Consider the following 23,068-nt stretch of genomic DNA (forward strand, 5'->3'; position numbering starts at 1 on the left):
ATCAAAAAAGGTCCTGTTGTGGATCCGAGATGCCGTCTATGAAACGCCGCACCAGCGGATCTTCCGAACCGAAAATTTCGTCAGGAGTTCCCTGCGCGTAAATCTTTCCGTTGTGCAGCATCAAAATCCTGTGCCCGACACGCCGCGCGCTCCGCATGTCGTGAGTGACCACCACTGAAGTCGAATGCAAACGATCCCGCACGCGCAGGATCAACTGGTCAATGCTATCGGCCATAATCGGGTCTAGTCCCGTGGTGGGTTCATCGTAAATCACAATCTCGGGTTGATACACAATCGCCCGCGCCAGCCCCACGCGCTTGCGCATTCCGCCCGACAACTCCGACGGCTTCTTGGGCCCAGCGCCCTTGAGGCCGACCATCTCCAGGACGTCAGAAACCTTTTCGGCGATCTCATCGTTGCTGAACTTCTTGTAGCGGCGGAGCGGAAACGCAACGTTTTCATCCACGGTCATCGAATCAAACAATGCTGCTCCCTGGAAAACCATCCCGAACTTGCTTCGGACGCGCAGCAACTCCCGCTCTTCCATGCCGACAATCGGTTCGTCATCGATGAACACCTCGCCCGAATCGGGTTGCAGGAGTCCGATGAGATGCTTGAGCAACACGCTCTTGCCGCCGCCGCTGCGGCCGATAATCACCACCGATTCACCCTTCTCAATCCGAAAGCTCACCCCGTCAAGAATTGTGTGCGGACCGAAGCTTTTGGTGAGGTCGCGCACTTCGATCATAGGAGATCCAGCAGCTTGCCGAGCGACATTGTCAGGAAAAAGTTGGTGATAAGAATCGTGATGGACGAATAGACAACGGATTCCGTGGTGGCCCGCCCGACCCCTTCGGCGCCTTCGCCGCAAAACATTCCCTTGTAACAGCCCACAAGCGCAACAATCCCGCCGAAGATGAACGACTTGATCAAGCCATTCACCACGTCGGTCGCGCCAGTGTATTTGACCATGTTGTACCAGGAGTAGGTGGGATCGATGCCCAGCAGGTAAACGCCGACAAGATAACCCGCCCCGATGCCGACAGCGATGGCTTCAACCGTCAGCAACGGGAGTACGATGTGCGCTGCGACGAGTCGCGGCACGACGAGGTAGTCGACAGGATGCGTTGCGAGGGTGCGGAGTGCGTCAATCTGTTCCGTGACACGCATCGTGCCGAGTTCGGCAGCAATGGCGGCTCCGACGCGACCGGCGACCATCAGGCCAGTGAGGACGGGTCCGAGTTCGCTGCACATTGAAACGCTGACCACGGCGAGCGTGGCGGTGTCCATTTTGACTTTATGAAACTGAAAGTAGGTTTGGGCGCCGAGCACCATGCCTGTGAAAGCGCCGGTGATGAGGACAACCGACTGGGATTTCACGCCCATGAAGTAGATTTGGTAGACGAGGTCGCGCCAGCTGATGCGAAGGCGGATGAGCGACAGGACGGCCTCCCGGGCCAGCAACGAAATCCGGCCAAGCCCTACGAGCCAGACAGCCGCGCGCGAATTGGCCAGGAAATTCATAGTCGCGCGAAAGTAACAAAGGGTATTCGGGTTGACCAGAGCGCAATCCTGCCCAGTGCCGAGGTAGCAGAAGTAGAACCGTCCGATGACTCGTGTGATCCGCTTTTGGGGTGGAGTGTGCCGCAAGGTGCGAAACTGGGTGTCTCAATATTTCCACGAACGTCCAATCAAAAAGCCAAAAACTGAAATCCGTTCGACGTCTCTTTTCTTCGCGGCCTCCGCGGCCTCCGCGTGGGGATATTCGGTCCTGTGCTGGAATTCCAATTGGCGCAAATTCGTCAAATTCGCGCAAACCCGTGTGCCTGTCTGAATCAGTGTGCAATCGAGGATCCGGGATATACAAATGGAGATTCTCGTTTGCCTTCCCGCGCAACTTCGCGATCTTCGATTTGCGGCAATTCCGGCCCTTGGATTGACTTGTAGAAACCCGATCGATAAGTTTTGTATCCATTCGAAAATGTAGCGAAGGCGACCATGCTTGAGATGATTGAAAAATTGCTGATCCTCCAGGACCGTGACAAAAAGATCGCCCGCTTGCGGTCGGAGTTGGAACACATCGGGCCGGAGCGGCAGTCGCTCAAGACGAGGTCATCGGGAGCACAGGCTGCACTCGACGCCGCCAAGCTGCGCGTCAAGGAGCTGGAGTCGCAACGCAAGGATCTCGAACTCGAGGCTCAGGCCAAGCGGGCGTTGATCGAGAAGTACGCCAACCAGCAGCTGCAAACCCGCAAGAATGAGGAATATCGCGCGCTGGCGCATGAGATCGACGGGTGCAAGGAGGCTATCGTCAAACTTGAGGACCGCGAAATCGCGCTGATGGAGCTGGGCGAAGCCGCCCAGAAAGCCGTGGCTGCCGCGACGCAAGTGGCGGCGGAAGCTAAAAAGCTGATGGACGACCAGGTGGCGCAGCTAGGCGCGCGCGAGGAGAAGCTCCAGCAGGAACTTGCCGCGATGGAGGCCAGCCGGCAGGAATTGGCCGGGGCGGTTGACGACGGGGCCCGCGGACGTTACGAGCGGCTCATGAAAAGCAAGGGCGGCAATGTCGTCGTAGGCGTGCAACACGGAGTGTGCGGTGGTTGCCACATGCGCCTGCCCACCCAGATTATCGTGAGCTGCCAGGGGCAGCAGGAGTTGGTCACGTGCACCAACTGCGGGAGGATTCTCTACTACACGCGTGACATGGACCTGGCGGTTGCTGACTGATTTAATCGCTTCAGACTTCATACGCTTGTTTCGTTGCGAGCGGTGGGGTAATTTCATCGCGGTTTTGGAAGGGCGGAGGATCGCTTTTCCTGGAGCAATCCAGGCGAGGAGGAAAGTCCGAACACCGCAGGGCGCGATGCCGCGTAACCTGGCCGCGATGCTTCGGCATTGCAGGCGGGGATACACGCGGGGGACGGCGCCGCGAGGCGTCTCGACGGAAAGTGCCACAGAAAACAAACCGCCTGATTGGATCTCAATTCGTTGGGGTCCGTTGGGTAAGGGTGAAAAGGTGGTGTAAGAGACCACCGCTCCAGGCGCAAGCACGGAGGCACGGAAAACCCCATCGGGTGCAAGGCCAAATAGGGAACCTCGGAGCGGCTCGCTCCAGTGCTCGCGAAAGCGGGCCGGGTTCCGGGTACTGGCTGCTAAGACAAATGATTCTCTCCACCCGCAAGGGTGCAGACAAAATTCGGCTTACAGCCCTTCCAAAACCATTCTTCCTCCCGGCGAGCGTGAGCCAACGCCGTCCTTCCCGGCGCCGGAATTTTCAAAAACCACTGCCGCTCAACGGCAAACGCGGTCACTCCCTATGGAAGGTGGTTTCCCCAGTTGTGACGTCCACCCAGGCAGATCGATGGTGCACGAAGAAAGGACTTGTATGAAATCATTGATTCAACTGAGACATCGAAAGTTTATTGGCGGAATCGCTGCCTGCGCAGTTTTGGCAGCCGGCGTTGCGCAATCAGCAGACAGCCCTGCAAAGACACCCACCGTCAAGGGCGCGGGCGCCTCGAACCTCTCCGGCAATCCGGACAGCGTGACCTCGGGTGGCATTCAGCCCACGACCACGACAACCAGCGGCGGCATGAGCGGCAGTGCCAGTGCAAGCATGCCGAAGGACGCCAAGTCCTTTGTGCGCGACGCGGTGGAAGGAAATGCGGCCGAAGTAGCATTAGCCCAGGTGGCGGAGCGCAAGGCGCAGAACGCGCAGGTGAAGCAGTTCGCAGAGATGATTCGCACCGACCATGCGCAGGCGAACCAGCAATTGCAACCGCTCGCGCAAAAGCATGGCCTGTCAGTCAACCAGCCGTTGGAAGCGAAGCATCAGAAGAAAATGGACAAGCTTCAGGCGCTGAACGGCGCGGAGTTTGATCGTGAGTATTCGACGGCAATGCTCAAGGAGCATCAAAAGACGATTGCGAAGTACGAGCACGCCAGTCGCAATATCACGGACACCGAGGTCCAGCAGTATGTGCAGGCCACATTGCCGAAACTCCGCCAGCACCTCCAGCATGCGCAGCACGCTGCCCAGGCTGCGGGCGTTGATCAGGCGACCCTCTCATCGCTGATCAAGGATACTGACGCGATGGGTGGAACGGCTGAGCACGAGGAAAAAGCCGGCAGCCACAGCACGGGCTCGAAGTCAACGAATCAGCAATAGGTTCGAATAAACAGGGGAATAACAGACACGGCGGTTCCTGCGGGAACCGCCTTTTTTCTGTACCAATGTTGCTCCAAAAAAGGATGAGAAAAGCGCAATCCGCGTGTGTCGGAGCGGGAAGCGCCGTTGGATAGTCGTCACAAATCTGGGGCCCGGGGGCATTGAAAACTCCAGGATTCCACCGAGGCGCAGCAGCAAGCGAAAACGTTATGATGCATACCAAGCCCGACCGCACCGCATGGCTCAAAGGAGGAGAATCCAGATGTAAAACCGGCCCAAGGCTCGCTTCTCATCCGCGCCGCCTCGTATTGCTTGGCGCGCCTGGCGTCGGAAAGGGAACTCAGGCTGAACTTCTGTCTGAACGAATGGGCGCGTGCCACCTTTCCACTGGAGATATCTTCCGCGCGGCCAAGACACTTGATGCTTGCGAACGCAGTCCGACAATGGATCGCGCGCTCGACGCCATGCGGCGCGGCGAACTGGTTTCCGATGAAACCGTGCTTGCGTTGGTCGCGGAACGGGCGGGATGCCTGCGGTGCCGCGGTGGTTTTCTGCTCGACGGATTTCCTCGCACAGTTGCGCAGGCGCAGGCGCTCGACAAGGTTCTCGCGGAACAGGGAGTAACGCTCGAAACCGTGCTGAGCTACGTCATGCCGGTTGAGAAAATCGTTGCTCGCCTGAGCGGCCGCCAGACGTGTTCCGTCTGCAAGGCTGTGTTCCACACGGTGACGCGTCCATCGCGGATCAGCAGCATTTGCGATCATTGTGGTGCTCCACTGTTCCAGAGGGAGGACGATCGGCCTGAATCCATTCGCGTTCGCATGGCTGCCTACGAGACAAGCACTTCACCCCTGGTCGAGTTTTATCGCAGCAAAGGGAGTCTCATTTCCATCAATGCGGAAGGAACGCCTGAGGAGATCTACGAGCGCACGATGCGCGCCTTCGAAGCGCGGATTCACTGAATCGGGCCGACTTCATTGCTGCGCCTTGTCCGGGATGTTCAAGGTGTCGCCTGCCTTCAAGCCGCGGATGTTCAGGGTCGGATTTGCGGACTGCAGATCCTGGAGGGAAACCCCGTATCGTTGTGCAATGCTGCCGACGGTGTCGCCGACTTCGAACCTGTAGGAATGGCGGCGAACATTGGACAACTCGGCGATATCGATTGGCAGCGGCGGTGTCAACGGCGGCTCCTCGGCCGCAGGTTCTGAAACTTCCTGCCCAAGCGCCAGGGCATTTGCGGTGAGTTGTCGCAATTCTGTTTCCTTCACGGCAATCGCCCGCTGCATCGCGGTAAGGTTCGTGTTCGACCGAATGGCTTCCAGTTCCTGGGCGGTCGCCTGATTAATCTGATAGATCGTAGGGGCGGAGGCCGGACTATCGTTATTTTGCGCTGTGCTGACGGATTCACGATAAAGCGGATCCCGAAGCGAAACCAGCTGCTGATACCGTTCCGCGCCGAGGGCCGTCCTCAACGCAGACTCACGCTGCTGCAGGAGATTGTTGCGTTCCAGGATTGCGTTGGGATCATTACGTCCCTCCAGCGCGAGCAACTGCCGGTCTACAAGATCTGTCGCGCGAAACAGCGCGCGGAATTCCTCAGGGCTGCTGTTGAAGTGCCCCAGCGTGCCGAGCTCCGAGCGAAGATTGTTTGCGTTCTGAGAATAGCGCAGGAGATATTCTTCAAGCTGTTGCGGTGACAAAACCCTCGCAAGGTCGTCGCGGGTTTCTCGTCGCAAGCGTGCCAGCTCTGCGGCGCGTTGAGCAGGATCCAGGCTTGCAGTTGCCGTCAGCATTGACTGCAGCTTCTCCTGCGACCGGGCCGTGATGTCCTGAACTGTTTGTTTCACTTCCATCGGCAGCACACCGAGGACCGGGCCATCCAGCGCGACACCCGGTGTGGACGGGCGGGGCAGGCTGACGAGGTCGCCAGCTTCCCATTTGGGCCCCAGCAAGCGCGTGAGCAAGGCGCGCCGCTCTTCGTCAGCCTGCCGCGTTTTCTGGGCTGCGAGCCGCGCCACGTTGGTGTCCGGCCGGCTGCGCCACCATTGCTGGTCGGGTGTGACAAGTTCCGTCGCCAGCCGTTGCGCGTAGAGAGTGTTAACATCGGCAATGATGATGTCGCGGATGGTTTGCTCGGGGCAATTGATGCTGCGCAAGTTTGCAATGTAAGTCGGGTAGTCAGGCGACTCGACCTGGGACCACGAGAAGAACTGACGTCGCACGAGGACGTTGGTTTTGATCGTGGGACTCTCCTGGACGAGCGGGCCGCCAGCGGGCGGCGTGTGGGTTCGCGTTCCAATCCATGCGCCAGCAATCAGCAGATTGAGGGCGAGCGAAACGAAGAATAGGGCACGCCAGCGCATAGTGTTCTGAAGCAATCGGTGCCACAGTGAATTCAAAAAAGCAACGTGCAAAACGCGGAGCCAGCTACATGGGCGCTCCAGAGCGTCGCTTCGATGATCTCACTGAATCGTGTGAAATGATTGCCCTGCGGGTTTGCCCACGCGCAAGCGGCGCGAACGCCGCGCGCCTCCGCATTGTGCATTCGGGCATTGTCGCAGCCAGGAATCGAGTTCTCAGGCCGATTACCCCGCGACTCTCATTTGTGGACGATCGGTTTCTTGATCATTGCAAGGCCGCAGCAAGTCGGCGCTCGGGCGGGCAAGCGCACGCCATTACCTGTCGAGCCAATCGTGCGCGTGGTTCTTCAGCCATTCGCTGAACGCTGGCAACGGGCGGCTCAGGACAGCGCTGGCTTTGGAGCAATCGAGGGATGTATCGGGAGCCCGTGGTGCGCCTTTGTAGGTCGACAGCGAGGCGGCCTCTATGCGCGCGTCCAGGTTGGGCCAGCACCTCGCAAGCAGCCGCCCAATCTCCCAGCGTGACAATCGCTCCGCACCGGCAACGTGGAATATGCCGCTGCGGCGCTGCACAATGAGTTCCCACGCCGCGCGCGCAGTTTCTTCGGCTGCTATCGGACTGCGAAATTCATCCACAAACAGCGTTGCCGTCCGCCCAGCCTCGAATCCGCGGCGCAGTTGTTCGTTGAATCCGCGATTGCCCGCCTTTGAAATTCCGCCGTTCAAGGACGTGCGCACAACCAGATGCAGCGGATTCGCGAGCACCGCCCGTTCGGCCGCAACCTTGGTGGCGCCATATACGCTTAGCGGATTGACGCTGTCATTCTCTTGGTAACCGCCTCGCGTGCCGTCAAATACGAGGTCCGTGGAAAAGAAGAGCAGGGGAATGTTCGAACAGAGATCGGCCAGCAGGCGCGTGACCTCGAAGTTGAGTTTCCACGCAAGTTCAGGATCTTGCTCGCATGCGGGACTCTGGCTCAACGCGGCACAGTGGACGACCAGGCGGGGGCGTTCGCGGTGGAAGCGTTCGCGAACGGCCGCCGAGTCAAGCAGGTCCAAATCCCCGCGCGCGAGTCCGCGAACCGAAAACCCTGTCGCGTGATGAGCCGCATGACGAACGAGGTAACTGCCGATCAATCCGGCGGCACCTGTCACCCATGCGGCGTGGTTGGTGCGAATTTCAATCAATCAGGCGCCGGGTGAGATTCCCGTATGCATCAATGCGCCGGTCCCGCAGAAATGGCCAGTGCGTGCGCGTCGTGTCGACTTCCTTGAGATCGACAGGCACGATCATCGTTTCCTCCTGATCAACAGCGGCCTTTGCGATGATCTCGCCGTAGGTCCCGGCGACGAAGCTTTGTCCCCAGAACTGAATGCCGTCGCCGCCGACGTCCTTGAGAACCTCATGGCCAATGCGGTTGGGCACCGCCACGTAACAGCCGTTGGCGACCGCGTGGCTCCGCTGGATGGTTTCCCAGGCAGAGTGCTGACGCGCGCCGTACTCGGCCTTCTCAGCCGGGTGCCACCCGATTGCGGTCGGATAAAACAGAATCTCCGCACCCTGCAGCGCAGTGAGGCGGGCGCCTTCGGGATACCATTGATCCCAACAAACCAGGACACCGATTTTGGCGTACCTCGTCTGCCAGGCTCGAAAACCAAGGTCGCCCGGCGTGAAATAGAACTTCTCGTAGAACAAAGGGTCATCGGGAATGTGCATCTTGCGATACACACCCAGAAGCGAACCATCCGCATCGATGACTGCCGCGGTGTTGTGATACAAACCTGCCGCGCGTTTTTCAAAGAGCGAGGCGATGATGACGACAGAATGCTTCTTCGCGATCTTCTGGAATGCAGCAGTGCTCGGCCCGGGAATGGTTTCCGCGAGCTCGAAACATCGGTGATCCTCGGACTGGCAGAAATATTGGGACCGGAACAACTCTTGTGTGCAAATGATCTGGGCCCCCTTTTTTGCGGCGGCTTCCGCAGCGGCAAGCGTCCGCTTCAGGTTTACAGCGGGACTGGGTGAGCACGCGGTTTGGATGAGGCCGAGCCTCACGACGGACGAGGAAACGGGACGCTTCATTTCAGGGCTGTGTGCGGATGCGGACGGTGTCTTCTGTCGGCAGTGTTTTGCTCTTCACGTTGTTGCCAGACGGAACGAACTGCCCGAAGAGTTCGCGGATGTATTTGCCCAGCGTTTCGTTTGTGGGGCCGTAACCCGTGTGATAAATGTAATGCTCAAGATCATACAAGAGCTCGTCCGCTGTCGCGTAGCGTTTGTCAAGGTCGCGCGCCAGCGCCTTGTGGAGAATGTCGTTGAGCCGGTCATCAATGCGCGAATCCAGCGTGCGGAAATCCGGGATCGCCATGTTCATGATCCGCTGGCGCGACTCCTCGGCAGTGCCGCTTTTGAAAATGTTTTTCCCAAGCAGCAGATGCGCGAGCACAACACCCGCTGAAAACAGGTCGGAACGTTTGTCCGTGATCTGGAAATTGGCCTGCTCCGGGCTCATGTAATCGGCCTTGCCGGCGACCACTTCACCTTCCTGGTCGGACAAGAATCCCTTGGCCTTTGCAATTCCGAAGTCCGTCAGCTTCACGTCGCCCTCAAAGGCAATCATGATGTTCTTGAAGCTGACGTCGCGATGGACAATGCCCAGCGGCTTGCTGTCGCGATCGGTTTTGGAATGCGCGTAGGCGAGCCCGCGGGCGACGCGGCTGACGATGAAGATCGCGAGCTCGCGCGGCAGCTGGCGTTTCTTGTCCTGGAGTTGTTGTGCGAACTGCTCAAGGTTGACGCCGCGGATCAGTTCCATGGCGATAAAATATACGCCGCGTGATTCACCGAGATGATACGTCTGGACGATATTTGTGTGGATGAGATCTGCGACGAGCTTTGCTTCGCCGATAAAATTATCGATGAATTGTTTCTGGCTCGCGTAATTCTGGCGGATCACCTTGATCGCGATTCGCTTGATGAATTCGCGCGTTCCATTCTGCTCTGCTTCGTATACGACGCCCATTCCGCCTTCGAAAATCTTTCGGACTATGTCGTAACGAAACTCGTTTTGAATCGTGAAGAGGGCCACGTTTGCGATGTTTGCGAAACGCCCTTTCAAGTCAAGCCCCGGCTTCCGAAACGGGCGCGAGAGGGCCGCATTTTTCCGCGGGAATTCTCCCATTTTCTGCTTGCACGTGTTTGGTCGCGGGTTTTAATACGAGCCAAGTCGAACGACTTTCAGCGCAACCGGAACTTAAACAAAACGCAAAAACCCCCTGTAATATGGCTAAATCACTCTCCAAATCACAGATTGCTTCAACGCTGTCAGAGAAGGTTGGAATTACCAAGAAGCAGTCCGTGCTCTACCTCGAAGAACTCGCGACGCTTGCATATAAGAATGCGAAAAATACATTTACGCTTCCTGGCCTCGGGAAACTGAAACTTAAAAACCGCGCAGCACGAACTGGCCGCAATCCTGCGACGGGCCAGGCAATTCAAATTCCCGCCAAGCGCGTGGTGAAGTTCCAGGTCGCGAAAGCGGCCAAGGATGCCATTCTCGGCGCGAAGTAAGCCAAGGCTCTTTTCACAGGCGCTCTGAATTTCGGAGCGCCTTTTTTGTTTCCATCCACAGGCTGGGAACGTCGATGCCTTCATGAAAATTGCAGTGGTTGGTTGCGGGGCGCTTGGCAGTTATTACGGCGCAAAACTCGCGCGTGCCGGACAGGATGTCCACTTTCTCCTGCGCTCCGATTATGACGTGGTTCGGCGGCGCGGAGTTTTCATTCGCAGCCCTGAAGGCGACTTCAACGTTCGTGTTCGCTGCGCCCGAAGGCCGGAGGAGATTGGCGTGAGTGACCTTGTGCTCATTGGTTTGAAGACAACTGCAAACGCCCAGTTTCCAGTCCTGTTGCCACCTCTCGCCGGCCCGGAAACAGCGGTTCTCACGTTGCAGAATGGCTTGGGAAACGAGGAGCAACTCGCGCGTTTGATTCCGCCGTCACAGATTCTCGGAGGGCTCTGCTTTGTCTGTTTAAATCGAGTGGAACCCGGCGTCATCCGTCATCTGGATCACGGGACCGTGGTGCTTGGGGAATTTCAGCGATGGCCTGAGCCACGCACGCACGCGATTGCCGAATTGTTTAAGCGGGCGGGCCTTACGTGCCGCGTCACGGATAATCTCGCGCAGGCGCATTGGGAGAAGCTCGTATGGAACATCCCGTTCAATGGCCTGGGAGTGGCAAGCGCGGCGGGCTTCGAAGCGTTCTCAGAAAACAGTGTGGACGTGCGGGCGCAGGGTGAATGCCTCACCACGGACAAATTGCTGCGGGATCGGCAATGGGAAGGGCTCGTTCGGGAGCTGATGCTCGAGGTGATCCGAGCGGCCAATGCGCTGGGGCATGCCATTCCGGAAAACCTCGCGGAGAAACAAATTGAGCGGACGCGGACGATGGGAGCGTATCAGGCGTCGACGTTGGTGGATTTCGAACGCAACCAGCCGCTGGAGCTGGAAAGCCTGTTTGGAGAACCGTTGCGGCAGGCGAAGGGAGCCGGGATTGCGACGCCGCGTCTCGAGCGTTTGTTTGAGATCCTCCTGGCCCTGACGCGGGGGCGTTAGTTCAATTCGGGCGAACGAACACTGAACGCGTTATGCCTGCCCAGTTTGTGGATTGTGCGTCCAGCGACGGGACACTCCACATGGAATGCGAAGGTCGTGGAGGCCTGCCGCATGGCCAGGGGCCGATGTGCCACGGGCGGCGCCGGCTGAAGATCGCGGGCGGCACGTTTTTCCTGCATGCGGCGATTTTTGCGTAGTTCGATAAACTGTAGTCGAACCAGGTAACCGACCACCACAAGCGCGAGAAGCGTGAGCCAGCCGAGAAGGGGAGCCAGGACAATCTGAGAGGCAGGATAGGTCATAGGAACTTTATTTTTGGTTCTGCAGAGTGAAAAGCAGAACCCGTTCCCGGTCCCTGACGCATCTTTCAAGCTGACCTTCCAGGACTGTATCGGGGAAGATCCCGTGTTCATGAAACGCCAGGGGGAATGCGATCGGGGACGGACTGACACGAAGAATTGTGCCCGGCTCTTTAAGGTTGGCCCGCTAAAAAAGCTGAAGCGGCGCAGCCTCCCGGGCTGAGCCGCTTCACTTTGTACCCTGCGTCCAGGCAGGAAGGTAAAACAACGCTGCTAGAATGCCCCAGCCGCTATGTTGGGGCAAATCCGGCGGTTACGGAATTGGATCCCGGGTTTCCACCGGGACGTTCTCGGTTGGGTTCGAGCGTTCCGTTGCCGCCAAGGCCATTTCGACTGCTGATTCCAAAATCGGGCCGTGCAGGTTGAGCGCCAGGATTCTGCCGTTGCGATCGAGGAGGAAGGAGGTGGGCAGGGCGTTGATTGCATACTTCTGCGCCACCGGGCTTTCCCAGCGTTTCCCATCCCAATGTTGCGGCCATGGAATCTCATTGCGCCGAAGGAACGTATCGAGAGCCTTGCGATCTTCATCGAGGTTGATGCCGAGAACCTCAAAGCCGCGCGCCTTGTGTTTTTGGTAGACGCGCTGAATGTTGGGCATCTCGGCCACGCATGGCGGGCACCAGGTTGCCCAGAAATCCACCAGCACCACCTTTCCTTTGAACGTGGCGATTGAAAGCGGATTGCCTTCCAGATCCTGTCCTTCGAAATCGGGAAAAGGCAGGCCGGGCCGAAGTTGCTCCCTGATTTTTTGCACCGCGACATCCCGTTCCAGGCTCTGCTCAGCCTGCTGGGCGCTGCCCGCGGTTTGGGTCGCGGGATATTCCTTCTGCACCTGCCGCAATGCTTCAGTCGCACCCGCAGGGTCGTTCAGGAACCGCACGTAGATCATCGCCTTGATCATTAGCAGCGATGCCCTGTCCTCGTCGGTGGCCGGTTTAAAATTCTGACGCAGGCGTTCCACCTGGGCGATTACGTGTTGAACATCGGATTGCGTCAACGTACCGGCGGCGAGCTTGGCATTCAGTCCCTGGCTCAAAACATCCAGCTCCTGCTGCAGTGTGGTTCCAGGCGGCGGCCCCGGAACTGAAGTGAAAACGTTGGAACCGCCCGTGACGTTCGTGGGGGCCACGGGGGCGGCTGAATAGCCTTTGGGCACCTCGCGCTTGCACGAGGTTGCGAGCCCGAGCAGGCAGCACATTCCAGCCGTGACGGCGATGCAGGACAGAATTGCGTTTGGCTTCATTTCGCTATGGAGACGCCCTGATGCTTCACGTTCACATTCAGGGCGGCGCGACCAACCTATCAGCGGTTCAGTCCGCGCGCGAATTTTTCGATGCGATCAAGGCCCTTCTCGAGATTTGCCATGCTCGTGGCATAGCTCAGGCGTATGTAGTCGTCGGCGCCAAAGGCGATTCCCGGGACCGCGGCAACCTTTTCCTGCTCAAGCAGCCTTGCGCAAAATTCAGCGGACTTGAGGCCGGTCTTGGAAATGTTCGGGAACAGATAAAAAGCGCCGCGTGCATTCACGCACGAGATGCCGGGAATACCGTTGAGCTTCTGCCAGGCGAATTGCCGGCGCCGTGAGAATTCGCCGAGCCACTTCGGCAGGTGATCCTGCGGTCCGTTCAGCGCTGCCACGGCACCCTTCTGCGCGAAGCTTGTAGGATTGCTCGTGCTGTGGCTCTGGATTGCGTCGATCGCGCGGGCGATCGGTTCGGGTGCCGCGAGAAATCCAAGCCGCCATCCTGTCATGCTCCACGCCTTGGCAAAGCCATGGACAACGATGGTGTGGTCGTAATGCGCAGGTGAAAAACCCGCAACGCTCACATGGCGCGCGCCATCGTAAAGCAGGTGCTCGTAAATTTCATCGCTCATGACCAGCACGCCCTTTTCCACGCAAATATCACCGAGCGCGCGTATTTCTTCGGGCGTGTAAACCGTGCCGGTCGGGTTGCTGGGAGAATTGAGGACGAACAGACGCGTGCGGGGGGTGATCGCCGCGCGAAGTTGCTCGGGCGTGACCTTGAATTCGGTTTTGTCGCTGGTTTCTAGAATGACGGGCTGCGCGCCGGCGAGCTTCACCATCTCGGGATAGCTCAGCCAGTATGGCGCTGGGATGATCACTTCGTCGCCTTCCTGGCACGTGGCAAGAATGACGTTGTAACACGAATGTTTCCCGCCACAGGAGACAATCACCTGGGACGCCTTGTACGTGAGATTGTTTTCCCGCTTGAACTTGTCCGCAATCGCCTGGCGCAGCTCGGGTATTCCGCTGGCGGGAGTGTATTTTGTGAAACCATCTGCCAGCGCCTTCGCACAGGCGTCCTTGATATGCTGCGGCGTGTCGAAGTCCGGTTCGCCCGCGCCAAAACCCACGACGTCGAGGCCCTCTGCCTTCATCTGTTTGGCTTTGGAATCGATGGCGAGTGTGAGGGAAGGGCTCAACGAGGCGGCTCGTTGAGAGATTCGGTAGTTCATAAATGGCGAAAAGCTTACGAGTGAAGCAATGGACTGCAACATTTAACATCGTGCCGCCACGGGCTCGCGAGCAGCTCGATCGGGCGCGGCGTTCACGGTGTTCGGGCGTTGGACTGACGGGTGTGTGGGCAAGTTCAACGAGTTGCGCATGTGCCACGGTGAAGCAGGCTGAACCTGCGGTCCGTGCACAGTTTTTCTCCCTTGGCGAAAACGGCCGGAACGTTCTACAGTCACCCCGTGAGCGCGAGGCCTGCAACCAAGCTGTTCCACAAGGACCTTCCTTCCTATGAAAGAATTCTTACCTGCTGACATTCGCAACTTTGCCGTGGTTGGCCATGCTTCTTCAGGAAAAACCATGCTGTGCGAGGCCATGCTCGCCAGCGCCGGGGTCATCAACCGCATGGGCAGCATCGCCGCAGGAACCACGGTGTCGGATTACCACGAAAGCGAAAAGGCTCGCCAGATTTCCGTTTCGGCGTCGCTCATGCACCTGGAATGGCTCGGAAAGAAGTTCAACATCCTGGACTGCCCGGGTTACGCGGATTTCATCAGCGAAGGACTCGGCGCCCTGAGGGTCGGCGATTTCGCGCTCATCGTCATCAATGCCGCACACGGCGTGGGTGTCGGCACCGATGCCGTGTGGCGCTATGCGACGCAATATGGAATTCCGAAAATGATCGTGGTGAATGCCTTCGACAAGGAGGAGTTGAACTTTGATTTAATCCTTGCCCAGGTGCGGGAGCATTTCGGTGCGACAGTGTTTCCTCTGACCCTTCCCGTGAACCCGGGTCCTGACTTCAACCAGGTGCTCGATGTGCCGCGCGATGAAATCGTCACGTACGCAACCGATCGCAGTGGGAAGTTCACGGAGTCCGCAGCTGCCGGCGAGTGGAAGGAAAAGGTCGATGCGCTTCACAAGGAATTAATTGAACATGTTGCCGAATCGGATGACGCGTTGATGGAAAAGTTTTTCGAGCAGGGCGGCCTTTCGGAAGAGGAATGGCGGGCTGGAATCCATCGCGCCATTCAGAACCAGGTGTTTGTGCCGCTCTTTGTTGCGTCCGCGGAGAAGAACATCGGCGTTGCCCGCCTCATGGATTTCATTGCGAAGTATGGATCATCGCCTGTGGACCGCGCCAAAGTCGCGGCGCTGGGCCCTGATGGCAAGGAACTGGCCGTCAAGCTGAATGATCCCGATCCCGTGTGCTATGTGTTCAAGACGATGAGCGAAGCGCAGTTCGGCGAACTCTCGTTTTTCCGCGTTTATTCGGGCCAGGTAAAGGTCGGTTCGGAAGTGTTCAACAGCGACCGGCGCATCTCGGAGAAGATCGGGCAGATTTATCTGTTAAACGGAAAAACCCGCGAGAACGTGCCATTGTTGAACGCGGGCGACATTGGCGCCGTGGTCAAGCTGAAGGATACGCACACGGGCAACACGCTCTGCAGCGGCAAGCATCCTGTCACGCTCCCCAAGGTCAGCTACCCGCGCCCCAACATTCACGCCTCGCTCAAGAGCACGAGCAAGGGTGAGGAGGACAAGATCGCGGCCGGCCTCGCCGCCCTGCACCACGAGGACCCGACGTTTCTGCATCATGTCGACCCTGAATTGCACGAGACGATCCTGTCCGCGCAGGGCGAGTTGCACCTGGAGGTGATTGCTGACCGACTGCGACGCCGTTATGGAGTGCATGTGGAATTGCACGAGCCCCGCGTGCGTTATCGCGAAACAATCAAGGGTCACGGCGAATCCAAGTACCGCCACAAGAAGCAGACGGGCGGGGCAGGGCAGTTCGCCGAAGTGTGGATGCGCGTCGAACCCACCCCGCGCGATAAGGGAGTGGAATTCAAGCAATCACTCGTCGGGCAGAACGTCGATCGCGTCTTTGTTCCGTCCGTGGAAAAAGGTGTTCAAAAGGTTTGCGAAGAAGGCGTGCTCGCGGGCTATCGGGTCGTCGACGTGAAGGTGGATTTCTACGACGGCAAAATGCATCCCGTCGATTCCAAGGACATCGCGTTCCAGATTGCAGGATACTTTGCGTTCAAGGAAGCGTTCAGCAGCGCAAAGCCCTGCCTCCTCGAACCGATCAACACCGTTGAAATTCAGATTCCGGAAGATTGCATGGGCAAGGTCATGGGCGATCTCTCGAGCCGGCGCGGACGCATCCAGGGCATCGACACGGACGGCAGCTTCCAGGTCATCAAGGCGCAGGTGCCGGCCGACGAATTATACCGTTATTCGAGCACCTTGCGTTCACTGACAGGCGGCCGTGGTGTGCATACGGAGGAATTCAGTCACTACGAGGAATGTCCGCGCGACGTGGAACAGCGGATTGTCGAGGAAGCGAAAAAGCATCGTCAAAATCACCAGCCAAACGGGCATTAGGATTAATGCGTGCCGGGTTTGCGTTCAGCCGGATTCGATGAAGGATTTTCCGGAATGTGGATATGGTGTGCTTCCGGGTTGCTGAAGAACGACGTGTGTTGTTCCTCATTGGCGGGTTTTACCAGCACTCTGTCCACTTCCACGGTTGATCCGTCGGCTAGTTGCAGGACGGCTTTGGGCTCGCGAAATATCGGGGAGAGCTTTTCGCTGACGAGTACACCAAGACTCTGCGTCGGTTCATGAAACACCAGCGCGCCAATCCGGACATCATCCTGCTTACCGGGCCAATCTCGCTGCATTGGGCAACTGTAAGCACCTTCTGGCGACCGACAATTCGGGATGTCCCTACCGCAGATCGTGATGCCGGCCCTATACCGGAACCAAGAAGCGGTTACATTTGGACAAGGGCAGCAGAGCAGCGAAAGAGCGGGACTGTAGCTTTCGTACGAATGCAATTCGCCATCAACCCCTGAATTGGGTGTCCATGAACGTGAACTTAAGAGAGCCGGATGCGGGTTTGCTGGCGCACGCCCTCGGGGCGGTCCACGTGGGGATTACAATCTGCGATGATTCCGGGCGCATTGCCTGGGTGAACGACGCATTCACGCGGATATGCGGCTATTCGGCTGAAGAAGTGGCGGGCCAGCATACGCGCATTTTCAAATCTGGAAAACAGGATCCAAGTTGTTACGCCGAGTTGTGGAACACGGTGCTCGGCGGGAACGTTTACGTGGGCGAATTGATCAACCGCCGCAAGGATGGAACGCTTTACCACGAGCGAAATACGATCACCCCAGTCACGGACGCGGAGGGCCGCCGATGGTTTGTGGCCATGAAGGAGGACGTCACCCATCAGAACGCCGCCAAGCAAGCGCTCGCGCGATCGGACGAACGTTTTCGACTGCTGTTCGAGCACGCACCCGACGCTTATTACCTCCACGACCTGGAGGGAGTTTTTCTGGATGGCAACAAAGGCGCGGAAGCGATGATCGGCTACACGCGCGCCGAGTTGATCGGCAAGAAGTTTTCCGAGGTGGAGTTGCTTCCCGCAGAATTCCTTGGGTGCGCGCCTGAATGGCTGGAGCAAAGCCGTCTTGGCCGTCCTGTCGGTCCGCTGGACCTGGCCCTGAAACACAAAAGCGGCCATCTCGTTCCGGTAGAAATCCGCACCTATCCTGTCGAAGTCCAGGGACAGGTCTGCGTTCTGGGGATTGCTCGCGATATTCGTGAGCGAAAGACAACGGAGATGCGCCGCGGGATATTGGCGCAATTGAGCGAGCAACTAAATACCGTGCTGGACCTTCGCTCCGCGGCCACCGTGATTGCGACTGCAACGCACAAGCTCATCGAAGCAGATGCTTGTTCAATCGATCTAAACGATGCGCAGGGATCTTCCGCTCGCCGCCTGTTCTCCGACACCACGTTCGAGGGCAAGCTAATCCCCATGACACCCGGCCTCGAGGCATCCCTGGAACATCAGGAGCGCTTCAGCCCACCTCTCGTGATTCCCATTCGAAACGCCGGCAAGGTGCTCGGATCGATATCCGTGCGCCGCCAAAAGCCGGCTGATTTCACGGACGAAGAACGCGAACGGCTGGCCTTGCTGGCAGATCATTGCGGACCAGCTGTCGAACGCATCGGCACTCGGGAGGCGTTGAGTGAGAGCGAAGCCAATTACCGATCGTTGATCGAGCGTCTTCCCGATGCAGTGATCGTGCATGTGGACGGACGGATTGTCTTTGCCAATCCTGCTGCCGTGCAACTGGTCGGCGCGGTGGATGCGAATGACATCGTCGGCCGCAGCGTCTTTGATTTCGCGGTTCCGGAAACCAGGATGCTGGTGGAAGAGCGAATTCTCAACACGCGCGCGGGCAAGGTTAGCCCGCTTTTGGAATTGAACGTCAGAAAGCTCAACGGCGCGCAGTTCCGGGCGGAAGTGATGTCGATCCCGTTTACGTTCAAGTCCATGCCTGCCGTGCAGACCATTTTGCGCGACGTGACCGAGCGGCGTCACATCGAGCAGCAGCTCCAGCAGGCGCAGAAGCTTGAGGCTATCGGCACGCTGGCAGGCGGCATTGCGCATGATTTCAATAACATCCTCGGCGGCATCATGGGGTACACACAACTGGCGCGAATGGATGCGGCCGATCGAAAGGAGATCAGAGACAATCTGGACCGGGTTTTGCAGGCTGCGGATCGCGCGAAGCAATTGGTGGCGCAGATCCTTACATTCAGCCGGAAGCACGCTCTAGTACGCAGGCCATTGCGGCTGCACACCGTCGTGAACGAAACCTTACAGCTCCTGCGAGCTGCACTGCCAGCCACGATCGAATGCGTCACGTCGGTCGATTCCGAAGCTCCGCCCGTCGTGGCAGACGCCACCCAGATTCATCAGGTGCTCATGAATCTTTGCACGAATGCCGGACACGCGCTCGGAATGTCCGCGGGCGCCAGACTGGAGGTGCGCCTCGCGTGCGAATCTTTTGCGGAGGGCCGGCCAGGTCCCGACCCTCGCTTGACCAGTGGAGTCTTCGTGCGTCTCACAGTCGCAGACAACGGTCCCGGGATAAGGCCGGAACACTTGCCTCGAATCTTTGAACCCTTCTTCACCACCAAATCCCCCTGGGAAGGAACAGGGCTCGGCCTCGCCGTAGTTCATGGGATTGTTCAGGATCACGGTGGGGTTGTGCTCGTCTCAAGCACGCCCGGCGAGGGCGCCCGTTTTGATCTCTATTTTCCGGCGTCGGATCAGAACCAGGATTTGCAGGCAGATATCCCTCGCGAGTTGCCGCGCGGAAAGGGTGAATCGATCCTGCTGATCGATGACGAGTTTTCTCTCGCCGACTCGGGACGTCGGATCCTGGAGCGGCTCGGATATAGCGTCACGGTGGAACTGGACCCTGGCAGGGCAATCGCACGGTTTTGCCAGGCTCCGGAGAAGTTCGCAATGGTGATGACGGATTTAACGATGCCTGGAATGACAGGAGCGGATGTCGCGGCTGCGGTGCTGCGGTGCAAGCCAGAGGTCAAAGTGATTGTCAGCACGGGGTACAGCACCCCTGCGAGCCGCGAACTACTGGAACAGTGTGGTGTCCGGGATTTTATCATGAAGCCCGTATCTGCCGAAACCCTCGCGTCGATCGTGAGGAACGTTTTCGACCGGCGGTTGAATACTGGCCGCAAAGGAGTAAATAGCGGGTAGCCATGCATGCATCCCCGGACGAGACAGAGATTCGAATCCTCTTTGCCGATGATGACTCGGCGTTTCGCGAATCGTACGCCGAGTTGCTTCGACGCCATGGGTACCATTGCCGCTGCACGGCCGACTCGGCGGCTGCACTCGAGGTGCTCAGGAATGAACCTGTGGACCTTCTCCTCGCGGATATCCACATGCCGGGAAACGCGGACCTTGCGCTCGTCAGGGAAGCGGCTGTGGTTTGCGAAGGCGTGCCCACGATTTTGATGACCGGACGGCCCAGTGTTGAATCGGCTGCCCTGTCGGTCCGGCTACCCGTCATTGGTTATCTTGTTAAACCACCGGATTTGCGGGAATTACTGTCGTTGATTGCGGAAGCCGTTCCCCGCTACCGCCGCTTGCGCAGCATGGCTGCCGCACGAGATCATCTGGGAAAGTGGACGGAGGATCTTGCAGCATTGGAAGCCCGGTTGCGGCGCTCGGATTCAGCCACAGAGCAGGTGACGCACGATTATTTTCGGGTGACGCTGGGAAACCTCATGTTGCAGCTCGCCGATCTGACGAGATTGCTCGAAATCTGCCGGACTCGCGAGGCCGTCACGCCTGCATTTCAGGAACTTGACTTCGCAAACGCGGTCCGCCACACGATTGATGTCCTGGAAAGAACGCGCCGGCAGTTTCGCAGCAAGGAACTCGGGGATCTGCGCCGCAGGTTGGAATCCCTCGTTCCATCCCGCCAGGTTCCCCAGGATGCCACGCCAGAAGAATCCCCGTCAGTTTTTCCAAAAGCTCCTTAAGTAACGCATACCGCGCCCGATAGTTCTCCCAGCGAGCCCGCGAAATGAGTTGCGGGTTGGCTTTCCCGGACAGGACGTATGGGCCTGTAAGCGAAGGCACGTTCGAATCAAGGTCTCCACGAGGAGGCGCAGGTTCGAACGTGCCTTTTGCATTTTCGGGAGCAACTCAAAATACAAACATCATGGAAACTGCGACGATCGAACGCCGGAATCTTGCCGGCAAATACCTTACCTTCAATCTTGGCTCGGAATGCTACGGCATCCCGGTTCTGCGCATCCGCGAAATCATTCGCTTTACAACGATCACCGCTGTTCCACAGATGCCTGCGTTCGTGAAAGGAGTCATCAACCTTCGGGGAAAGATCATTCCGGTGACCGACATGCGCGTGAAGTTCGGCCTGGCTCCCGAAGACATAACCGAGCGGAGTTGCATCGTCGTTGTGCAGCTCTCAGGCGCAATCATGAACAACAGTCAGATGGGACTGATTGTAGACGCGGTCGAAGAGGTGCTCAACGTCACGCAGGCGGATGTCGAGGATACCCCCGACTTTGGCGTGCAGCAGGATATCCATTCATTGCTGGGAATGGCCAAGATCAAAGGCAAAGTAATCACGCTTCTCGACCTCGACTCCGTCCTGGCACGCACCGCCTAACCCTTTTTCTTAATCCTCAACATACCAAGGAACATTCGATGAAAAATTGGACCATTGCAAAACGCATCACCGCAGGCTTCGCAACATTGCTCGCGGTCTTTCTGGGATTTGCCGCTCTCGTGGGGTGGCAGAACCGAAACGTAACAGGCTCGGTAAATATCCTTACGACCGACAGTTTGCCGGGCGTTCGCTATACCGGCCAGCTGCTCCAGGAAACACTGGAATACCGGGTGCTCACGCTCCAGCACATCATTTCAACGAACCATGCCGAAATGGTCTCAATCGACAAGTTGGCTGACGATAAAGCCGAGCAAATCCTCGAAACGCTCGAGGCCTACCGCAAGACAGTGACGCGTTCCGAAGAGAAACCGCTGGTCGAGCGCATCGGCCCGGCATTTAGCGCGTATCGGGAAAAGGCGAAAATCCAGCGAGGGCTGAGCCTCGCTGGGAAATCAGGCGAAGCCGCTGACATGATTCCCATGGTCGGAGCAATATTCGCTGCCTGCAACAAAACGGTGATGGATTGCCGTGACATCAACATCAAGTGGGCGGCTGAAGCTACAGCAGCAGCGAACTCGTCCCTGGCGACGGCGCAAAAGGCGACGTGGATCGCAGTCATTCTCGGCCTCGCTGTAGGAATTGCCCTTTCAGTAATGATTGCGCGCAGCGTGGCACAAGTGTTGAGCCGAATTGCGAGCGCGCTGGACGAGGGATCCGATCAGGTCGCTGCAGCAGCCGGGCAGGTTTCCTCAGCCAGTCAGACACTGGCGGAGGGCGCGAGCGAGCAGGCCGCTTCGCTGGAGGAGACGAGTTCCTCACTGGAGGAGATGGCAAGCATGACCCGTCGCAATTCGGAAAATGCCGAGAAGGCAAATGCCCTTGCACGGCAGGCGCGCACCGCCGCCGACCAGGGAGCCGAAGATATGCAGTCGATGAATGCCGCCATGGAGGCCATCAAGACCTCGAGCGACGACATTGCAAAGATCATCAAGACTATTGATGAGATCGCGTTCCAGACCAATATCCTCGCGCTGAATGCCGCAGTGGAAGCAGCGCGGGCTGGCGAGGCCGGAATGGGATTTGCCGTGGTTGCCGATGAAGTCCGAAATCTCGCGCAACGCTGCGCTCAATCAGCGAAGGAAACTTCGACGAAAATCGAAGGCGCGATCACGAAATCGGCACAGGGGGTGGAAATCAGCACCAAGGTGACGCATGGGCTGCAGGAAATCGTCACAAAGGCCCGTCAGGTGGACGAACTTGTCAGCGAAGTCACCAGTGCATCGCGCGAACAAAGCCAGGGCGTTTCGCAGGTCAACACAGCCGTTGGACAGATGGACAAGGTGACCCAAAGCAACGCGGCGACGGCCGAGGAGAGCGCCAGCGCTGCCGAGGAACTGAATGCCCAGGCCCAATCCTTGAAGGAAGCAGTCGTTGAACTTCTCGGGCTCGTTGGCGGCAGAGCCAAAGTCGCGGCTTCGGGAACGAAACATCGGTCCCCCGCCCATGGCACCGCACCGCTTGTTGCCATTCACCGAAACGGGGCGCATACAAATGGACGCGGAACCGCGTCCGTCCGCAACAACCTGGCACCCGCGCTGTCGACAGATGTGAAGCGAGACATGTTGCCGCTTGAGGGCGATTTCCGGGACATGTGATCGAACACAAATCAAAACCCTCTTCCGCACGCGGGAGAGGGTTTTTTCGTTTATGAATTTGATCCCACCTGTTGAAAAGTCACGCAACAGAGGAAGGTCAGCTATTCCTCATCAAACTTGCGCTTGATGAGACTTTCGATCTCGGCCAGCGCCTTGGGGGCATCCGGACCGTCGGCGGTCACCATGAGTTTGCTGCCCGGGCCAGCGGCCAGCATCATCAGACCCATGATGCTCTTGCCGTTCACCTTCTCGCCGTCCTTCTCGACGAAGATGTCGCAGGTGAAACGGTTCGCAGTCTTTACGAACAGCGCAGCGGGGCGGGCGTGGATGCCAAGTTTATTGACAACCTGCATCTCTTTGACTTGCGCGGCGGTTTCGTCGGACAGCTTTTTGGAACTCATTT

General features: G+C 58.1%; 21 protein-coding genes and 1 other RNA gene. 11 read left to right on the top strand and 11 right to left on the bottom strand.

The genetic code is table 11. From position 1 onward, the window contains the following. Nucleotide 1 precedes the first annotated feature (1 nt). Both VEH04_00580 and VEH04_00585 read right to left on the bottom strand, forming a co-directional pair. Complete coding sequence (locus VEH04_00580; GenBank protein HYG21246.1) at nucleotides 2-748, bottom strand: ABC transporter ATP-binding protein; 747 nt, start codon at nucleotides 746-748, stop codon at nucleotides 2-4. Further along, a complete protein-coding gene (locus VEH04_00585; GenBank protein HYG21247.1) occupies nucleotides 745-1,524 on the bottom strand; it encodes an ABC transporter permease in 780 nt (259 codons plus the stop codon). Before VEH04_00585 ends, VEH04_00580 begins: the two co-directional genes overlap by 4 nt. Nucleotides 1,525-1,965: 441 nt before the next feature. Between VEH04_00585 and VEH04_00590 the strand changes: the two genes are divergently transcribed. The 4 genes from VEH04_00590 to VEH04_00605 all read left to right on the top strand — a co-directional run bounded on the left by VEH04_00590 (nucleotide 1,966) and on the right by VEH04_00605 (nucleotide 5,130). Beyond that, nucleotides 1,966-2,727 carry a C4-type zinc ribbon domain-containing protein gene (locus tag VEH04_00590; GenBank protein HYG21248.1) on the top strand — a complete coding sequence of 254 codons (762 nt, stop codon included), beginning with the start codon at nucleotides 1,966-1,968 and terminating at the stop codon, nucleotides 2,725-2,727. A gap of 64 nt (nucleotides 2,728-2,791) precedes the next feature. Next, an RNA gene (rnpB, locus tag VEH04_00595) (RNase P RNA component class A) lies at nucleotides 2,792-3,220 on the top strand. Between the two features lie 165 nt (nucleotides 3,221-3,385). Continuing rightward, nucleotides 3,386-4,168, top strand: a complete 783-nt coding sequence (locus tag VEH04_00600; GenBank protein HYG21249.1) for a DUF4142 domain-containing protein — start codon at nucleotides 3,386-3,388, stop codon at nucleotides 4,166-4,168. 209 nt (nucleotides 4,169-4,377) lie between these two features. Then, a complete protein-coding gene (locus tag VEH04_00605) occupies nucleotides 4,378-5,130 on the top strand; it encodes a nucleoside monophosphate kinase (protein ID HYG21250.1) in 753 nt (250 codons plus the stop codon). A gap of 12 nt (nucleotides 5,131-5,142) precedes the next feature. Here the strand turns inward: VEH04_00605 and VEH04_00610 are convergent, their stop codons facing one another. From VEH04_00610 to VEH04_00625, 4 genes are all read right to left on the bottom strand, one after another. Further along, on the bottom strand, nucleotides 5,143-6,531 hold the full coding sequence (locus VEH04_00610) for a LysM peptidoglycan-binding domain-containing protein (protein ID HYG21251.1): 1,389 nt from the start codon (nucleotides 6,529-6,531) through the stop codon (nucleotides 5,143-5,145). Between the two features lie 312 nt (nucleotides 6,532-6,843). Further along, nucleotides 6,844-7,716 carry an SDR family oxidoreductase gene (locus tag VEH04_00615; GenBank protein ID HYG21252.1) on the bottom strand — a complete coding sequence of 291 codons (873 nt, stop codon included), beginning with the start codon at nucleotides 7,714-7,716 and terminating at the stop codon, nucleotides 6,844-6,846. Then, on the bottom strand, nucleotides 7,709-8,611 hold the full coding sequence (locus VEH04_00620; protein HYG21253.1) for a carbon-nitrogen hydrolase: 903 nt from the start codon (nucleotides 8,609-8,611) through the stop codon (nucleotides 7,709-7,711). The genes VEH04_00615 and VEH04_00620 overlap by 8 nt, the downstream gene beginning before the upstream one ends. A gap of 1 nt (nucleotide 8,612) precedes the next feature. After that, complete coding sequence (locus VEH04_00625) at nucleotides 8,613-9,617, bottom strand: serine/threonine-protein kinase (GenBank protein ID HYG21254.1); 1,005 nt, start codon at nucleotides 9,615-9,617, stop codon at nucleotides 8,613-8,615. 194 nt (nucleotides 9,618-9,811) lie between these two features. On the opposite strand from VEH04_00625, the gene VEH04_00630 reads away from it, so the two are divergent. Both VEH04_00630 and VEH04_00635 read left to right on the top strand, forming a co-directional pair. After that, complete coding sequence (locus VEH04_00630) at nucleotides 9,812-10,099, top strand: HU family DNA-binding protein (GenBank protein ID HYG21255.1); 288 nt, start codon at nucleotides 9,812-9,814, stop codon at nucleotides 10,097-10,099. An 82-nt stretch (nucleotides 10,100-10,181) separates the two neighbouring features. Next, nucleotides 10,182-11,144 (top strand): 2-dehydropantoate 2-reductase, encoded by a 963-nt coding sequence (locus tag VEH04_00635; protein HYG21256.1) that lies wholly within the window; start codon nucleotides 10,182-10,184, stop codon nucleotides 11,142-11,144. Here VEH04_00635 and VEH04_00640 read toward each other — a convergent pair. From VEH04_00640 to VEH04_00650, 3 genes are all read right to left on the bottom strand, one after another. After that, nucleotides 11,141-11,446, bottom strand: coding sequence for a hypothetical protein (locus VEH04_00640; GenBank protein ID HYG21257.1), 306 nt, complete (start codon nucleotides 11,444-11,446; stop codon nucleotides 11,141-11,143). The genes VEH04_00635 and VEH04_00640 overlap by 4 nt on opposite strands. Nucleotides 11,447-11,756: 310 nt before the next feature. Continuing rightward, nucleotides 11,757-12,746 carry a TlpA disulfide reductase family protein gene (locus tag VEH04_00645; GenBank protein ID HYG21258.1) on the bottom strand — a complete coding sequence of 330 codons (990 nt, stop codon included), beginning with the start codon at nucleotides 12,744-12,746 and terminating at the stop codon, nucleotides 11,757-11,759. Nucleotides 12,747-12,805: 59 nt separating this feature from the next. Further along, nucleotides 12,806-13,981: a pyridoxal phosphate-dependent aminotransferase gene (locus VEH04_00650; protein HYG21259.1), complete on the bottom strand. Its 1,176-nt coding sequence runs from the start codon at nucleotides 13,979-13,981 to the stop codon at nucleotides 12,806-12,808. Between the two features lie 286 nt (nucleotides 13,982-14,267). On the opposite strand from VEH04_00650, the gene fusA reads away from it, so the two are divergent. Continuing rightward, nucleotides 14,268-16,364, top strand: coding sequence for an elongation factor G (gene fusA / locus VEH04_00655; GenBank protein ID HYG21260.1), 2,097 nt, complete (start codon nucleotides 14,268-14,270; stop codon nucleotides 16,362-16,364). A gap of 2 nt (nucleotides 16,365-16,366) precedes the next feature. Here fusA and VEH04_00660 read toward each other — a convergent pair whose 3' ends face one another. Continuing rightward, complete coding sequence (locus VEH04_00660) at nucleotides 16,367-16,663, bottom strand: hypothetical protein (protein HYG21261.1); 297 nt, start codon at nucleotides 16,661-16,663, stop codon at nucleotides 16,367-16,369. A gap of 185 nt (nucleotides 16,664-16,848) precedes the next feature. Here VEH04_00660 and VEH04_00665 point away from each other — a divergent pair, with 185 nt between their 5' ends. The 4 genes from VEH04_00665 to VEH04_00680 all read left to right on the top strand — a co-directional run bounded on the left by VEH04_00665 (nucleotide 16,849) and on the right by VEH04_00680 (nucleotide 22,665). Further along, nucleotides 16,849-19,566 (top strand): PAS domain S-box protein, encoded by a 2,718-nt coding sequence (locus VEH04_00665; protein HYG21262.1) that lies wholly within the window; start codon nucleotides 16,849-16,851, stop codon nucleotides 19,564-19,566. Between the two features lie 2 nt (nucleotides 19,567-19,568). Next, nucleotides 19,569-20,357: a response regulator gene (locus VEH04_00670; GenBank protein HYG21263.1), complete on the top strand. Its 789-nt coding sequence runs from the start codon at nucleotides 19,569-19,571 to the stop codon at nucleotides 20,355-20,357. 182 nt (nucleotides 20,358-20,539) lie between these two features. After that, entirely contained in the window at nucleotides 20,540-21,010 is a 471-nt protein-coding gene (locus tag VEH04_00675; GenBank protein ID HYG21264.1) for a chemotaxis protein CheW, read from the top strand. Nucleotides 21,011-21,048: 38 nt separating this feature from the next. Continuing rightward, entirely contained in the window at nucleotides 21,049-22,665 is a 1,617-nt protein-coding gene (locus tag VEH04_00680; protein HYG21265.1) for a methyl-accepting chemotaxis protein, read from the top strand. Nucleotides 22,666-22,766: 101 nt separating this feature from the next. Here VEH04_00680 and VEH04_00685 read toward each other — a convergent pair whose 3' ends face one another. Further along, nucleotides 22,767-23,066, bottom strand: a complete 300-nt coding sequence (locus tag VEH04_00685) for an HPr family phosphocarrier protein (GenBank protein ID HYG21266.1) — start codon at nucleotides 23,064-23,066, stop codon at nucleotides 22,767-22,769. Between the last annotated feature and the right edge of the window lie 2 nt (nucleotides 23,067-23,068).

It is taken from the genome of Verrucomicrobiia bacterium, assembly GCA_035629175.1.
Lineage (GTDB): Bacteria > Verrucomicrobiota > Verrucomicrobiia > Limisphaerales > DASXHY01 > DASXHY01.